This is a genomic window from Mycobacterium zoologicum, assembly GCF_020181635.2.
Taxonomy (GTDB): Bacteria; Actinomycetota; Actinomycetes; order Mycobacteriales; family Mycobacteriaceae; genus Mycobacterium; species Mycobacterium zoologicum.
In genome coordinates this window covers 1-15,473 of the sequence record NZ_JAYJJS010000047.1, presented here as the reverse complement: position 1 = coordinate 15,473, position 15,473 = coordinate 1, and the positions used below count along the sequence as shown (strand labels likewise).

Sequence of the window (15,473 nt, the reverse complement as noted above, 5' to 3'; positions counted from 1 at the left end):
CGTGTGCCGCCCATGCGCAACTTGGCCCCACCAGCCTCGTGTTGTTCGACGTCTCAACCCTGTTATGCCGACGTCGGCATAACAGGGTTTATGCCGACCTGCTAGTTATGCCGATGTTCCGCGGTGCTGCGCAGGTCAGTGGCGATGTCGCCGCTTGAAAGGTCGGCATAACCGGTTCGGTGTCACGCTCCAAGTATTCGTCTACTTGGAGGTGGATTGTCGTGATGACGGTGATGCCCGTGGCGGCTTGTGGCCCGCTGGCGGGAGCGGTGATGGATCGGCTCGCGGCCTGGATCGCGGCCGAAGGATATGCGCGGACGATGGTTCCTCAGATTATGGGGGTGGCCCGCGGACTGAGCGTGTGGATGAACGATCAGCAGATCGGGCTCGATGCCCTATCTGTCGGTGTCCTTGAGGGATTCGAGGCCGCGTATCCGTCTGGTGCGCCGGGTCATCAGTTGGTTCGGATGCGCGTGCCAGCGGTACGGCGATTCCTGGTCGTGACCGGCTACCTGCGTGAGGTCTACCCGGTTCGCAAGCGCTGCAGGCGTCCGGGACGTGGGGTGAGTCTGTCGGTCAGTGCGGCTGCGGAACGGGAGCTGGACGATTGGGCACGGTGGCAGCGCGAGGTGCGTGGGATTAGCGACAGGTGTGTTGAGCACCGGCGTCGGTGGGTCTGCGGGTTCGTCGACTCGCTGACCGAGAACGGCGCGGTGGGTTGGGACCGCTGTGACGTCACTGCCTTGAACACCTTCGTCGGCGAGCGTTCCCGGGGTTTCGCATCGGCATCGTGCACGGCCATCGTTGACGCACTGCGGTCACTGGTGCGTTGGGCGTTGGCCACCGGCCGCCTGCAACGGGACCTGACCGGCGGGATTCTGCGTGCCCGGGCTTCTCGGGTGACGCTGCCGCGCGGCCTATCGGCGGGCCAAGTCCAGGCCCTGCTTGCGGCGTGTGAAGCGGGGACGGTCTCAGCGGTTCGGGACCGGGCGGTGATCACTGTGCTGTGGCGGCTGGGGCTGCGCGCCGGGGAGGTCGCAACTCTGCTGATCGACAACGTGGACTGGGCCGCAAGCAGATTGAGCGTCGTCGGGAAGAATCAGCGGCGTTTGACGCTGCCGCTGCCGATCGATGTCGGCGAGGCCATGGTTGCATGGCTGCGCGTGCGTCCTGCCGCAGCGTTGGATCGGGCATTGTTCGTGCGGCTGCGCCCGCCGATCCAACGGCTCAGCAGTGCCGGAATCTCCGATATCGTCAAACACCGCGCCGAGGCCGCCGGTCTCGGCGCCGTGCATGCGCACCGCCTGCGGCACACCGCGGCGATGAATGTCATCGCCACCGGCGGCTCGCTGGTTGAAGCCCAGGAGTTGCTCGGGCATCAAAGCGTTTCCAGCACTCGGGTCTATGCCCGAACGGACCTCGCGTCCTTGCAGACACTGACCGTGAAGTTCGGGCAGGTGCCGCGATGAGCCTCCACGATGACCTCGACGCCTATCTGACTGCACGCCGCCAGTTGGGTTTTCAGCTCAAGACCACCGAGTACCTGCTTCGAGGCTTCTGCGACTGGCTCACCGAGCAGGACAGAACGGAGGTCTTCACAATCGATGAGGCGGTGCGATGGGCAACCCAACCCCGGGATGCCCGGCCGGTGTGGTGGTCACAACGGCTCACGGCCGTGCGGCCGTTCGCGGCCTACCTCAACGCCGCCGGCTCGCAGACGCCGATCATCCCGCAGGGGCTGCTGCCGGCCCGAACGACCCGATGCGCTCCCTACATTTACTCCCAGTGCGACCTCGATCGGCTTCTGGAGGGATGTTCGTCGTTCTTCAGGACGGTTCGGGTCGCGGAGACGATGCGCACGATCATCGGATTGCTGGCCGCCACCGGTCTGCGGATCGGCGAGGCGACACGCCTGCGGATCCCAGACCTCGACACCGACCGCAGCGTCCTAACCGTCTATGGGACAAAGACTCCGCTGGATCGGCTCGTACCGCTGCACCCGAGTACCACAGCGGCGTTACTCGGCTACCTCAACCTTCCTGAACGTCTCGCGACGCACCCGGCTTCAGACGGGCCGATCTTCGTCAACGCCGCCGGAACCGGCTTCGTCATCGAGACAATCGAACAACATTTCCGCGCACTGGTCGACTCCTTGCACCTCGGTGCCCCGGGGCGGCGCCGGCCGCGGCTGCACGATCTGCGGCACACCTTCGCCACCGGCCACATGGTCGCCGCCTATACCCACGGCGAGAGCCCCGCTCGGACCCTCGGGCTGCTCTCAACCTGGCTCGGGCACACCAGCATCGAGAACACCTACTGGTATCTGAGCGCAGTCCCCGAATTACTCGCCGCCGCCGCACGACGCCTTGAATCCGGCATCGAACGAATCGAACTCCCATGAACACCTTGGCCATTGAACTGCAGACCTACTTCACCGCGTTCGCCCGCGCCCAACGTGACCTCGCCGACAACACCATCAGCGCCTACCGCGACACCTGGCGGATGCTCATCAAATACCTCGCCGAAGCGACCAGCACCAGAGCCGAGCACATCGACTTCGCCGACGTCAACGCCGAGAATGTCACACGGTTCTTGGACTACCTGGAAACCGAGCGAGGCAACAGCGTTTCCACGCGAAACTCCCGGCTCTGCGCGATCCGGGCCGTGCTTTCGCACGCCGTGGCCGATCACCCCGAACACGCCGCCACCATCACCCGCGTCCTGGCGACGCCGCCCAAGCGCCACCCGGCGCCGATGCTGGAATTCCTCACCACCACCGAGGCCGACACCCTGATCAACGCCCCCGATCGCACCCGCTGGACCGGCCGGCGTGATCACGCCCTCCTGGTTCTGGCCATCCAGACTGGACTACGGGTCAGCGAACTCTGTTCACTGACAATCCCAGATATTCACCTCGGACCCGCACCGAGTATCACCTGCACCGGCAAAGGCCGCCGCTCGCGGGCAACGCCGCTGACAACGACCACCGTCGCGGTCATGAGCGACTACCTCGCCGAGCGTTCAACCCGCCCCGGCCAGGCCCTATTCTGCGGACCAGGCGGTGGTCGCCTTTCCCGCGACGCGCTCGAACACCGGCTCGTGATCCACCTCGCCGCAGCGGCAGCAAGCTGCCCAAGCATCGCCGACAAGCACGTCACGCTCCACACCCTGCGACACACCGCGGCGATGAACCTGCTCGCCCAAGGCGTTGACGTCTCCGTCATCGCCCTGTGGCTTGGACACCAACGAACCCAATCCGCTGACGCCTACCTGCACGCCGACATGAACATCAAGCAGGCCGCCATCGACAGGACCCGGCCGCCAAACACCAAACCCGGCACATACCGCCCTCGATCCGACATACTCGCCTGGCTCGACACCCTATGAATATGCCGACCTTTCAAGCGGCGACATCACCACTGACCTGCACAGCACTGCAGAACATCGGCATAACTGGCAGGTCGGCATAAACCCTGTATTTCGAGACTGACGCCGGCGACGGATTTCGCGAGCCGGGCTTTTCCAAGGAACGGCGGTTGGAGCCTCAAATCACGCTCGGGCTGCTCACCGATGCTTTCGGGATGCCACTGATGGTGCAGGCCTTTGAGGGCAACAAGGCCGAGGCCGCGACGATGCTGCCGGTCATCACCGCGTTCAAGACCGCCCATCAACTGTCCGATGTCACCGTGGTCGCCGATGCCGGGATGATCTCCGAGGCCAACCAGGTCGCATTGCAGGCCGCCGGGCTGACCTATGTGCTTGGCTCCCGGATACCGCAGCTGCCGTCTGTGGTGTCTGAATGGTTGAAAAGGCATCCCGGCAAGGAGATTCCCGATGGGCTGATCCTCACCCAGCCGTGGCCGTCGAGCATCTCGGAGAAAACCCGGGGCGTCCCGGATCGGATGATCCACTACCAATACCGCGCCGATCGGGCCCGGCGCACGCTGCGCGGCATTGACGAGCAAGTCGCCAAAGCCCAGCGCGCTGTCGACGGCAAAGCCCCCGTCAAACGCAACCGTTACATCCAACTGACCGGCGCCACGAAATCGGTGAACCGCAGTCTGGAGGCCAAGACCCGAGCGTTGGCCGGATGGAAGGGCTACACGACCAACCTGACCAGCAAGCCCGCCACCTTCATCATCGAGGCCTACCACCGGCTCTGGCGCATCGAGAAGGCGTTTCGGATGTCCAAACACGACCTGGCCGCCCGCCCGATCTACCACCGGACCCGAGAATCCATCGACGCGCACCTGACGATCGTGTTCGCCGCGATGGCCATCAGCCACTACATCGAGACCCAAACCGGCTGGAGTATCAAGCGATTCGTGCGCACCGCACGCCGCTACCGCACCGTCACCATCGCCGTCGGCGACCAAACACTCGCCGCCGCCGACCCCATACCCGCCGACCTTGCCACCGCACTGGCCACAATCCGCTCAAGCGGTGCGCACTAATTTGATAAAAGTCGGGTCACAGTGGCCCTGATCGAAGCATCGGCCGATCAGATCCGGCGGAAACGACGCCGCCGGGTTGACCATGGTCGTGGTCTTGAACGTGCGCGGGCTGGCGCCCTCGACGCCCAGCTCAGCCATGATCTTGGCGACCGTGCGGCCTTCCGCTGATTCCGTGGGGACTTCTGTTGTAGGGATCTTGTGGTGAAGTTGTTTGCTGCTGCCCCGGGCAGCTGCCTGGGGGTGGTGCCCGCAGCCTGGGTCTAGGCTGGCCATAGGCCACCCGCAGGGCTTGGCCTTGACACCGGCGAGGACTCCTCCATACTGCCCGTTGCCGGAGCTGGATGCACTCATGACGCCTGCCGGGGTTCAGGCCCGCCGTCACGTAGCCGCTGTCCGTGCTGCAAGGGCGATCGCATGTTCAGCGCCGAATGGCGACGATCGGCGTTGTAGTCTTCGATCCAGGCGACCAGCGCATGTCGGGCTTGCTCCTTGGTGTCGAAATGCTCGAGCATGCGTAACTCGAATTCCAAAGTGGAATGCCAGGATTCGATGACCGCGTTGTCCAGAGCCGAGCCCGGCCGGCCCATCGACTGGTGGATCCCGCAGCGCCGGCAAGCGGCCTGGAACGTGCCGGTGGTGAATTCACTGCCCTGGTCGGTGTGGAATATGACCCCAGCGACCTCCTGTCTTCCGCCACGGACCGCCACAGCCATGGACAACGCGCCGCGAGGCCATGTCCAGCACCGAATCCAACTGGAGCTTTCCCCCGTCGGTGGGCACCTCGGTACCGTCGCCGTACCACTTGCCGTTGAGCTGTTGAGCGCCGAACTTGCGTTTAACCAGATCAGGGGCCCGCCACCGGCCTGTTCCCGGCCGGGTGCTACCGCGGCGATGCCGCTTTGGGCAAGACACCAACCCCTGCTCGGCCATGATCGCCGCGACGGTGTTCGCACTGACGCTCCAGCCCTCGTCACTAAGATCAGCGGAGACCCGTACTTGCCCTTGTGCACCGCGAACAGCCGCCCGATGTCTGCGGTCAGTGCCCTGCGGCGGGCGTGCCGTGGTGAGGGGTCGCCGTGGCGCCACTTGTAGAACCATGACTGCGACACCCCCAACGCGCGGCATGTCGTGGCGCAGGCGATGCCGTAGTGTGCCCTCTCGGAGTCGATGAACCACGACATCTCTACCGGCCCATCGCTTCTCAAACCCAAAGGGCGCATGAGCGCCTGAGCACATCACGCTGCATCGCCAGCTCCACATTCTCCTTTCGTGGCCGGATCAACTCAGCGCGTTCGGACTCAGTCAACTCATCGGCACCACCGGCTCGGCGTCGCTCCTGGACGCACCAGTGACCCAGCGTGCCCTCGTGGACCCCGAGCTCCCAGGCAACCGCCGCGATCGGCTTACCGGTCTCAGCCACGAGCCGCACCGCACCCACCTTGAAGTCCTCGTCGAACTTCCTTCTATTTGCTGACATCACCGCCTCCTCAATAGCGACATCTCCACGCTACGAGGGGAAACCCACGGCAGCATCAAACCCGGGGTGGTTCAGTGCTGCGGTACCCGCCGGCCATGCATACAGCCGCCGACGGACGTCGTCTTACTACGCAGGTTCCGCCAGTCTCGTGGATCCGGCGGAACCATCGACGACCGCCCGGCTGACCCGATAGGCTGTCGGCCCTATAAGCTGTCGGCTGAACGATTGTCCAGAAAGGGGCGGATGTCGCGTGCTTACGCCAAGAACAATGCAACGCCCAAATTTCGGTGAAGACTCCATGCCAACTGGGTCGCCCACGGAGCGGGCGGAAATCAACTTATGACCGTCGCCCAGGGTTCCGGCAAGAACCTATCGACAGGTCGGAGTCAGTCGAACGTAGGTACGGCAGCGTCACCCGCGAAGCGGGCTGAGTCAGCCAGCGCGACACTTTCCTCCGATACCGCCCCGGAGGATTTTGATGAGCCAACTTATCTGGCGGCGTTTCCGGATGTCGCAACTTCCATCAAGGCTGGCCAATTTCTTTCAGCATTGCACCACTATGAATTTTACGGTAGGCATGAGGGCCGTCTTACTGACCCCCGTTATGAGGCGCTCGTTCGCGCGGACACGCCCGGATTTCCCGCAGCCTGTGTAGATCGGATCTACGGTTCCAAAGATGGACAATGCCTGATCTGGGGTTGGGTAAACGACAGCGAACAAGACCCAATCAGTAAGTTGATGCTGCAGAACGCCCTTGGTTTACGGGGTTCAACAACGGCAATCTACCGGTACCGCCGCAAGGATGTCACAGATCACCTGGAGCAGCCGGAAGATAGGAGCCTGGCCTTTTGGGCGATTGTAACAATCGAGAAGCCCAAAACGATGAGCGCCCAGACCGAAGTCACTCTTTCCGTAGGGGTCGAGCGCAAGACTTTCAAGTGTCAAATTCATCCGGTTGACGAGGAAAATTTCAGGGATCTTGCTCTTGACCTCCTATCTAAAACCCAAGCCGCCGGTCATTCTCCCGCAGAAAGCTTCCTCTCCATGGATGCCGGACTGGGCGCCTCGCTGATCGAGTTGAATCTCAAGGTTTCGAATAGGTTGGCACTTGGTGCGCAAACGGTTCAAATCGGTGCACCGCCGACTCGACCGGCGGCATCAGTCATCGTATGCCTATTTGGCAGGCCAGAATTGCTCATGATACAATGTGCGCTGTTCTCGAAGTGTCGTGGCATCGAAAACTACGAATTCATCTATATCTCCAATAGTCCCGAAACGGCGGAGTTGCTGATCAAGGACGCTACTATAGCTAACCGGATTTATGGCATACCGATCAAACTGATTTTTTTGCCGGGCAACGCGGGGTTTGGCGTAGCCAATAACATCGCAGCCGACGCAGCCCGCAGCACTCGCCTTTTGCTAATGAATCCCGACCTGTTCCCGATGGATTCGGAATGGCCGACTCAGCACAGCCAGATTGTGAGTAATTTACCCCAGGAGCAAGTTGCCCTGTTCGGCGCACCGTTGTATTACGACGACGGGTCGTTGATGCATGGTGGAATGTATTTCGAAGTGAACGTAGAATTTTCCTTTCGAAACCTGCAAGCCACGCGCTGCGAGATGCTCCGAGTGGAACATTACGGCAAGGGAGCGCCACCGCGTGCGAATCCTTTCCTCGCCTCACGCCCGGTCCCAGCTGTGAGCGGAGCCTTTATGGCTTTCGAGCGCGAGTGGTTCGAGTCGTTGGGGGGCTTCTCGCCCGAATACATTTACGGGCACTATGAGGATGCCGACCTTTGCCTCAAAAGCTTCAACGCTGGCAAGCCGGCGTGGCTCCACTACCTGCCGTTCGTACATTTTGAGGGCAAGGGGTCTGCGCACCGCCCGGCATTTGAAGGCGGGCGCCTGGTGAATCGTTGGCATTTCACCAAATCTTGGGGCGAAATCGTAAATAAGAGCCTCCATGGCCCCGCTCCACAAGCCTTCTCGGATCCGGCCCGCCACTGAAGCGCTCGCGTGAACAACTTTTGAAACGGAGGGAAATGACCGAAACGGAGGGCGGCGTCAAAGTTCTCGTTATTAGTCTCCATCATCCCGAATTGATGCGGGGTGGTGCGCAGCAGATCGCCTATGAATTATTCCAGGGGTTGCAGAATGAGCCGGGCATCGACCCGGTGCTTCTGGCCTCGACCGATATGGCGTACCCGGCATTGTATAAAGCCGGTGCCTGCATCACGGGTTTCGACCAACGGCCGAACGAATTCCTCTTCCTGCCGCAAGAGTACAATGGCGCTTGGCATCGGACGTCGTCGGTCCGTCTGATCGACGCCTACTGTGAATTTCTTCAGACGATTCGGCCCGATGTTGTCCATTTCCATCATTTCTTGACGTATGGCATTGATTTGTTAACTTTAACAAGGCAAATTTTGCCCAATGCGCGCCTCGTCTTCACGTTTCACGAATTTCTCAGCATTTGCGAGGCGAACGGACATATGGTCCGAACAACCGATCAATCGCTGTGCTCGCAGGCGAGTCCTGTTCGTTGTCATCAGTGCTTCCCGGACCGGCCGCCTGAGCACTTCTCGTTGCGAAAAATGTGGTTCATGCGCCACCTGCAGGAAGTCGATGCTTTTACCTGTCCCAGCAGCTTCATGATCGACCGCTTCGTGGCATGGGGAATTGACGCGGATAAGATCCGCCATGTATCGAACGGTCAAGCTCACAGCACCCGTGGTTCAAAGCTTCCCGTTAATGACGGACCCAAGAACCGCTTCGGCTTCTTTGGACAGATGGTCGACATAAAGGGCATTCAAATTATCCTTCGAGCCGTAGCAATCCTTCGGGGGCAGGGCTTCACAGATTTGAAGGTTGAGTTGAATGGTGACAACCTCCGCCACGCGACGCCGGCAGTCAGAAAAGAAATCGAAGATTTTCTTTCTGAGGAGAATGAGCGGCCTTTTGCGGAGCGAATCGTGCAAAGCAATGGGTCCTACCACACAGATGAATTGGCTAGCCGAATGGCACGCGTGGACTGGTCCATTGTGCCTTCCCTTTGGGAAGAGGTGTTTGGGCTCGTGGTGTCGGAAGCGTGGGCGTTCCGCCGGCCAGTCATCTGCTCCGATGTGGGAGCTCTCGCAGAGCGAATCACCGACGACGTAGATGGCATACACTTTACCCGAGGTGATCCCTACGCCCTTGCCGCAGTCATGCGGAGAGCCGCTACTGAAGCCGGGCTTTGGGAGCGTTTTTCCAGCGCGATCCCTGAACCGCCGTCTCGCGCTGTAATGGTAGAGGAATTCCTCGATGTTTACGGTCTTAAACAAAAGTCAGACAGCTCACCAGTACTACAACAGGTGAGTTCGGGAGCGGTTGCAGAAGAAACCGATGCAACAGTCAGAACCGAGAGGCCACCCCAGCGGCCGACACGGATATCGGATTCGAGATAGCGGCCTTTCGGGTTGCACGCTTCTTCGGTTTCAGGGTGTGCAATCTGCCAAAACGTTGACGGGGAGAGGTAGGGCGAGTAGGCGACTCCTGGGAGTGTTGATCGGAGTTCCGACACAAGCCAACGAAGACCAAAGAGCCCATATAGTGAGGCGTGGCTGATGGGCACACATGCTCGGCAACTACAGTGAGGCGGCACCATGACCGGGAGCATTCCGCAGGGCGCGGATAGTATGTTGCCAGCGGACGGTGGATCGACCGCCGAGCTGCTGCCCCCGCGAGAGCTACAGGATTGGGTAGGTCTCGGGGGCCCCAACGTGTATAAGGCGACAGGCTACGAATTCCTCAGTTATCTGGTTGACCTCTGCGGGCTGCAGCCGAGTGATGCAGTGCTTGACGTTGGTTGCGGCTCGGGGCGGATGGCCCTGCCGCTTACCGGCTACTTGAACCGCGAAGGTCGCTACGCCGGTTTCGATGTCGCAGAAAAACCAATTGCTTGGTGCATCGAAAATATATCGCAGCTACACCCTAATTTCGACTTCAAAGTAGCAGATGTTCAGAGTAAAAGATACAATCCGGCCGGGAAGTGCAAGTCCTCCGATTTCCGCTTTCCGTATCCTGACGAGTCGTTCGATGTAGTGCTACTTGCCTCGGTATTCACACACATGCTGCCTGCGGACGTGAGTCAATATATGCGTGAGATCGCCCGTGTGCTGAGGCCAGGCGGCCGGAGTCTCATCACCTTCTTCCTGCTAAATGAGCTGTCGTCAGCATTCAGCATGCAGGGTAAGGGGCAGATCGCGTTCGAGCACGAGATTCAAGGTGCACGGACGGCAAGTATCGAGAATCCTGAAGCGGCGATCGCTTACCAGGAGGACTTTGTCAGAGGATTGTATGGGCGGTGCGGCCTCGAGATTCGTGAGCCAGTGCGCTACGGTGCGTGGTGTGGCCGACCGGACGGTATGAGCGGGCAGGACGTCGTGATCGCCGTCAAGGCCGCGGGCGCGTATCGTTTAGCCCAAGACGCCAATGCGATTGACGATTATCCCGCGCCAGCCCTGGATCGCCCAATTACGTCCGTGTCTGAAGCATCTCAAGGAGTGCTACGCATGAGCTCCGCCGCCGCGAAGGAGTTTATCGCGAGCCTCTATGACACCGTCCTGAAGCGAGATCCCGAACCCGATGAGTTCGCTCACTGGGTGGCTACTGCGGCCGTCGTGCCACCTGAGCAAGTCTATTTCGCCTTCGTTAATTCTAAAGAGTACAAGCTGCTTCAGCGGGAAAATTCGGTGGCGCCCATGTTTTCGGCTGGCCACTACTATTCACCCGTCGTCGATCCGTCGACTATCGCCGAATACGTAGAGAAGCAGTACCTCCAGGAACCCGCCGACATTACGGGCGTCCATCTCGACGAACAGGCCATGGTCCGGTTCTGGCAAGAAAACGCAGAATTCATAAAAAGCACACCTTTCAGTGAGCATGACGACGGTCGTAACCGCTACTATTACGGCAATACGAATTTTCCGTACGGCGATGCCATCATGCTGCGCGCGATGATATGTCATTATAAGCCGCAGAATGTTATCGAGGTGGGATCGGGATTTTCCTCGGCCTGCATGCTCGACTCCGCTGATCATGCAGGGCTTAGCGACTTCGCATTGACTTGCATCGATCCGGACGCAGATCGCCTTCGCAGCAGGCTTCGCGAGGAAGACCGTGCCCGAGTCGATATCATCGAGGGGCTCGTTCAGGATGTGCCAGTTTCGGCGTTCTCCAAGCTCGAAGCGAACGATATCTTGTTCATCGACTCCACCCACGTACTCAAGACCGCCAGTGATGTGCACTACGAATTGTTTTCTATCCTACCCAACCTCGACAAGGGCGTGTTGATACATTTTCATGACATACACTATCCGTTCGAATATCCACGAACATGGCTATTTGAGGACAATAGATCATGGAACGAGATATATGCCCTGCGCGCCTTCTTGGCGTATAACTCGGCGTTTGAGGTGCTTTTCTGGAACGGCTTGTTCGCGCATCGGCAGCGTGAGTTGATCCGTGAGACCAACCCAGTATTCCTGAAGAACCCTGGCGGCTCGATTTGGCTGCGTCGCAAGTGAGGGCGAGTATGATCGGGGTCGACGATTAAGGCTGCCCGATGATCGATTTGACATCCTGATTGGGCGGTTGCCAGTGTGCCTGTCGTCGCCAGGCTGGCTGAGCCCCGGAATAGCCCGGGGAATTAGAAGCGAATCGGTGCGGTCTGACTTGAGTGAGGACACCTGGCTTAGACGGCGCCTCTCTGTGTCAAGAGTCTGGTATCGGGGTCGGTTGTAGGGTGGCTGCGGTAGGCCCGGGAGGTGACTTGTCCGAAGCGTCAGCATGCGGGGTTTGAGCTGGCCGCGCTGGATATTGGAGTCGCCCCCGAGTGTCCTCCCGGGCCTGCTCCAAGTCTTGCTGCGTCGCGGATCAGTTGTCGGTAGACCACGTCTGAGAGGCGTCGTTTGAGGCAGCGCAACGCTTCTCGGTGGGTTTTGCCTGCGGCTCGTTTTCTTCGGTAGTAGTCCCGTCCCGGGGTGTCTCGGGCGATCTGGGAGATGGCCATGGTGTGCAGGCAGCAGTTGAGTTGTCGGTCGCCGGCGCGGGAGAGGCGGTGGCGGGTGACATCGCCGGAGGAGGCCGCGATAGGGGCGGTGCCGGTGTAGCTGGCGAACGCATCGGCAGAGCGAAATCGGTCAATGGCGCCGACGCGGGCCACGATCTTGGCGGCGTTGAGGACTCCGATACCGCTGAGCTCGGTCAGGGTGGTTCCCGATGACTCGACTGCGGCCTCGATGTCGGCGGCGGCCTTGGCGATGCGACGGTCGAGCGCGCGGATCTCAGCGACGAGGTCAGCGGCCAGGCTGCGCAGGGTCTTGAGCGCGGGGTCGCGGGGTCGGATCTGGCGCAGGATATCGGCGGCGCGGTCGGCAGTCAGCCCGCGCGGGGCGCCGGCCGGGGTGAGGCGCGTCAGCAGCACGTGGAGCCGGTTGACGGTCTGGGTGCGGGTTTTGACCAGATCCTCGCGGTGTTCGACTAGGGCTCGCATCGCGATGATGCTCGCGTCGACGGCAGCGGTGTTGAGCCGGGTGGATGTCAGTGCGGCGATCCCGACGGAGATGGCGTCGGCTTCATCGGTCTTGCGGCCATGCCCGGTTGAGAGCAGTCGCACGCGGGCGGCCAGCGTGGCGGGAAAGTCGACGACCTCGACGCCGTCGGCGGCCAGCTGCCGGGTCAACGGTGCGCCGAGTGTCGGTTCCGGTCCAAAACTGAGCAGGTGATTCCGGTCGAGAAGTGAGCACCCTTCGATTGGAGAGTGATCACTGTGGAGGATTGGGCCGAGATCCGGCGGCTGTATCGGTCGGAGAACTTGTCGCAGGCGGCGATCGCGCGGCGGTTGGAGCTGTCGCGCAACACCGTGGCCAATGCGTTGGCTTCGGAGTCACCGCCGCGCTATGAGCGGGCACCGGTGACGACGTCGGCGTGGGCGCAGATCGAACCGGCGGTGCGGGCGATGCTGGGGCAGTTTCCGACGATGCCGGCGACGGTGATCGCCCAGCGCGTGGGCTGGACCGGTGGGCATTCCTGGTTTAGTGAGAACGTCGCTCGCATCCGACCGGAGTATGCGCCGGCAGATCCGTGTGACCGGTTGGTGCATCTACCGGGTGAGCAGGTGCAGTGCGACCTGTGGTTCCCCGGCCAGCTCGTGCCTGATCACGCCGGGGTGCTGCGGTCGTTTCCGGTGTTGGTGCTGGTGGCCGCCTATTCACGATTCATCGCCGCGATGATGATCCCCTCGCGGGTGACCGGGGATCTGCTGGCTGGCATGTGGTCGTTGCTCTCGGAGCAGATCGGCGCGATACCGAAGAACCTGTTGTGGGACAACGAGGCCGGCATCGGGCAGCGCGGTCGACTCGCGCAGGGGGTGGCCGGGTTCTGCGGAGTTTTGGGCACCCGGTTGATTCAGGCTCGCCCCTATGACCCCGAAACCAAGGGGGTCGTTGAGCGGGCCAATGGCTACCTGGGTTCATCGTTTCTGCCCGGCCGGCACTTCACCTCGGCAACGGACTTCAACACGCAGTTGGCCCACTGGCTGGTATCGGTGGCCAACCCGCGCCGCCACGCGGTCACTCGAATGATCCCGGCACAAGCGCTATCGGCTGATCGGGAGGTGATGGCATCGCTGCCGCCGGTGGCACCGGCGACGGGGATCACGACCGTCACCCGGTTGGGCCGTGACTACTACGTGAGCGTCGGCGGCAACGCCTATTCGGTGCATCCAGAAGCCATCGGCCGGATGATCACCATCACCGCAACACTGGACCGGGTTAGTGCCTGCTGCGGGGATCGTCTCGTGGCTGATCACCCGCGGCTATGGGGCAGTGGCGGATTGGCTTGCGATCCGGGGCATCTGGCAGCGGCGTCGGTGATGCGGGAGAACTTCCGCAACCGGCCGCCGGCCGGCTCGCATGTCGACGTCGAGGTCCAAGTCGCTGACCTGGCCGCTTATGACGCGGTGTTCGGAACTGGCGAGGTCGCCTGATGGCCACCAAACGCACCGCGGCTCCTGGTGAAGCCGACAAGCTCATCGCCCACCAATCTCGGCTGCTGAAGGCCCCGCGGATCGCCGCGCACTACCACCGCCTGGCCGAGCAGGGCCGCGAAGCGAACTGGTCGCTGGAGGAGTACCTGGCGGCGGTGCTGGCCGTCGAGTCCAACGCTCGAGCTGAATCCGGTGCCCGCCAACGCATCCGGTACGCCGCATTCCCCTCGATCAAGACGATCACCGACTTCGACTTCACTGCTCAACCCGGAGCTGATCGTGCCCAGATCGCCCGCCTAGAAGCCGGCGGCTGGCTGGCCGAAGCACGCAACATCGTGCTGCTGGGTCCACCAGGAACCGGCAAAACGCATCTGGCCACCGCACTGGCGATCGCCGCCGCCCAAGCCGGGCACCGGGTCGCGTTCGCCCCGGCCACCGGCTGGATCACCCGCCTGGCCGAAGCCCATCAGATCGGCCGCCTCGACGCCGAACTACGCAAGATTGCCCGCATCGGATTGATCGTCATCGATGAGGTCGGCTACATCCCCTTCGATACCGAAGCAGCCAACCTGTTCTTCCAGCTGGTCTCCACCCGCTACGAGAAGTCGTCGATCATCTTGACCTCCAACCTGCCATTTTCCCGCTGGGGACAGGTGTTCGGCGAAGCCACCATCGCCTCAGCCATGATCGACCGCATCGTCCACCACGCCGACGTCATCGCACTCAAGGGCGCCAGCTACCGCATCAAACACACCGCAATCGAGTCACTGCCCTCCGTCGAAGCCGACCGTCAGGCAGACTCAACCCCGTAACCACCTGCTCACTTTTCGACCGGAAGAAGCTGCTCAGTTTTCAACCGGAGCCGACACCGAGGCCGGCTGCACCTTCGATCGCCCACACCGGTTGCTTCCACGGCCGGGCGAATCGACGTAGCTGGTGGTAACCCTGGGCGCTGACTTCCACCCGAAGTACCTCGAGGGGTTGAAGGGCGGCGCTAACCGCGGCGGCAGTCCAGGATGCCTTGTGTGGATCAACGGCGATGACGACACGGTCGGTTGGTGATGATGGCAGCATGGTCGACTGTTCCTCCTTGCGTTCATTGATGCGAGTGCAGGGAGGGCACACCAACTTTCGGCTTTGGAGGCCTCTCTTCAGCCACTCCCGGCGAGCGGCCCCGACCCGGGACGCAAGCCGTCTAAGAGCCAACCCGACTGGGCGGCAGGTATGAGAGCGAGCGATCCCGAACCGGCACCTCGGAGATCAGGGCTGCAGACCCCGATCACCTGGGCCTATTGAACAAGTTGGTATGGGGTGACGCCCGGTTTGTGTCGGGGTTGCGGGCCGGGGCTTCACTCACAAAAACTCGTGGGTTACCGAGCAGAAGTCCCTGCCCGGCCTATCCAACATTTGTGGGAGCCCCCGGTCCTGACCTCGGACCTGAGTTAGGACATTTGGCTTAGCCTCGATTTTTCGTAGGACTTGATGTGGGCCGGGTCTGGTGCTGGATTGTGTT

At 61.5% G+C, this 15,473-nt stretch carries 12 protein-coding genes and 1 pseudogene; 9 read left to right on the top strand and 4 right to left on the bottom strand.

Annotated features, from left to right (window positions below; all coding sequences use genetic code 11):
• Positions 1-224: 224 nt before the first annotated feature.
• The 4 genes and pseudogenes from K6T84_RS23080 to K6T84_RS23065 all read left to right on the top strand — a co-directional run.
• Positions 225-1,469 (top strand): tyrosine-type recombinase/integrase, encoded by a 1,245-nt coding sequence (locus K6T84_RS23080; RefSeq protein ID WP_329786907.1) that lies wholly within the window; start codon positions 225-227, stop codon positions 1,467-1,469.
• Complete coding sequence (locus tag K6T84_RS23075) at positions 1,466-2,401, top strand: tyrosine-type recombinase/integrase (protein ID WP_329786906.1); 936 nt, start codon at positions 1,466-1,468, stop codon at positions 2,399-2,401. The genes K6T84_RS23080 and K6T84_RS23075 overlap by 4 nt, the downstream gene beginning before the upstream one ends.
• A complete protein-coding gene (locus tag K6T84_RS23070; RefSeq protein WP_329786905.1) occupies positions 2,398-3,387 on the top strand; it encodes a tyrosine-type recombinase/integrase in 990 nt (329 codons plus the stop codon). The genes K6T84_RS23075 and K6T84_RS23070 overlap by 4 nt, the downstream gene beginning before the upstream one ends.
• 83 nt (positions 3,388-3,470) lie before the next feature.
• Positions 3,471-4,454: pseudogene (locus tag K6T84_RS23065) on the top strand (IS1634 family transposase); the annotation flags it as partial.
• On the opposite strand, the gene K6T84_RS23060 reads toward K6T84_RS23065, so the two are convergent.
• From K6T84_RS23060 to K6T84_RS23050, 3 genes are all read right to left on the bottom strand, one after another.
• The gene (locus K6T84_RS23060) at positions 4,437-4,592 is read right to left on the bottom strand and encodes a hypothetical protein (RefSeq protein WP_329786904.1); all 156 of its coding nucleotides are present in this window, start codon (positions 4,590-4,592) and stop codon (positions 4,437-4,439) included. The pseudogene K6T84_RS23065 and the gene K6T84_RS23060 sit on opposite strands and share 18 nt — an antisense overlap.
• A 209-nt stretch (positions 4,593-4,801) precedes the next feature.
• Complete coding sequence (locus K6T84_RS23055; RefSeq protein ID WP_329786903.1) at positions 4,802-5,167, bottom strand: integrase core domain-containing protein; 366 nt, start codon at positions 5,165-5,167, stop codon at positions 4,802-4,804.
• A 488-nt stretch (positions 5,168-5,655) separates the two neighbouring features.
• A complete protein-coding gene (locus tag K6T84_RS23050; protein ID WP_329786902.1) occupies positions 5,656-5,931 on the bottom strand; it encodes a transposase in 276 nt (91 codons plus the stop codon).
• 339 nt (positions 5,932-6,270) lie between these two features.
• Between K6T84_RS23050 and K6T84_RS23045 the strand changes: the two genes are divergently transcribed.
• The 3 genes from K6T84_RS23045 to K6T84_RS23035 all read left to right on the top strand — a co-directional run bounded on the left by K6T84_RS23045 (position 6,271) and on the right by K6T84_RS23035 (position 11,498).
• Entirely contained in the window at positions 6,271-7,938 is a 1,668-nt protein-coding gene (locus tag K6T84_RS23045) for a glycosyltransferase family protein (protein ID WP_329786901.1), read from the top strand.
• A gap of 35 nt (positions 7,939-7,973) precedes the next feature.
• A complete protein-coding gene (locus K6T84_RS23040) occupies positions 7,974-9,377 on the top strand; it encodes a glycosyltransferase family 4 protein (protein WP_329786900.1) in 1,404 nt (467 codons plus the stop codon).
• Between the two features lie 198 nt (positions 9,378-9,575).
• Complete coding sequence (locus K6T84_RS23035; RefSeq protein WP_329786899.1) at positions 9,576-11,498, top strand: methyltransferase domain-containing protein; 1,923 nt, start codon at positions 9,576-9,578, stop codon at positions 11,496-11,498.
• A 257-nt stretch (positions 11,499-11,755) separates the two neighbouring features.
• Here K6T84_RS23035 and K6T84_RS23030 read toward each other — a convergent pair whose 3' ends face one another.
• The gene (locus K6T84_RS23030) at positions 11,756-12,655 is read right to left on the bottom strand and encodes an IS110 family RNA-guided transposase (RefSeq protein WP_408066175.1); all 900 of its coding nucleotides are present in this window, start codon (positions 12,653-12,655) and stop codon (positions 11,756-11,758) included.
• An 87-nt stretch (positions 12,656-12,742) separates the two neighbouring features.
• Between K6T84_RS23030 and istA the strand changes: the two genes are divergently transcribed.
• Together istA and istB are read left to right on the top strand one after the other, a co-directional pair.
• Positions 12,743-13,960, top strand: a complete 1,218-nt coding sequence (gene istA, locus K6T84_RS23025) for an IS21 family transposase (protein WP_329786908.1) — start codon at positions 12,743-12,745, stop codon at positions 13,958-13,960.
• A complete protein-coding gene (istB, locus tag K6T84_RS23020) occupies positions 13,960-14,772 on the top strand; it encodes an IS21-like element ISMyma9 family helper ATPase IstB (protein WP_329786898.1) in 813 nt (270 codons plus the stop codon). Before istA ends, istB begins: the two co-directional genes overlap by 1 nt.
• Positions 14,773-15,473: the final 701 nt, after the last annotated feature.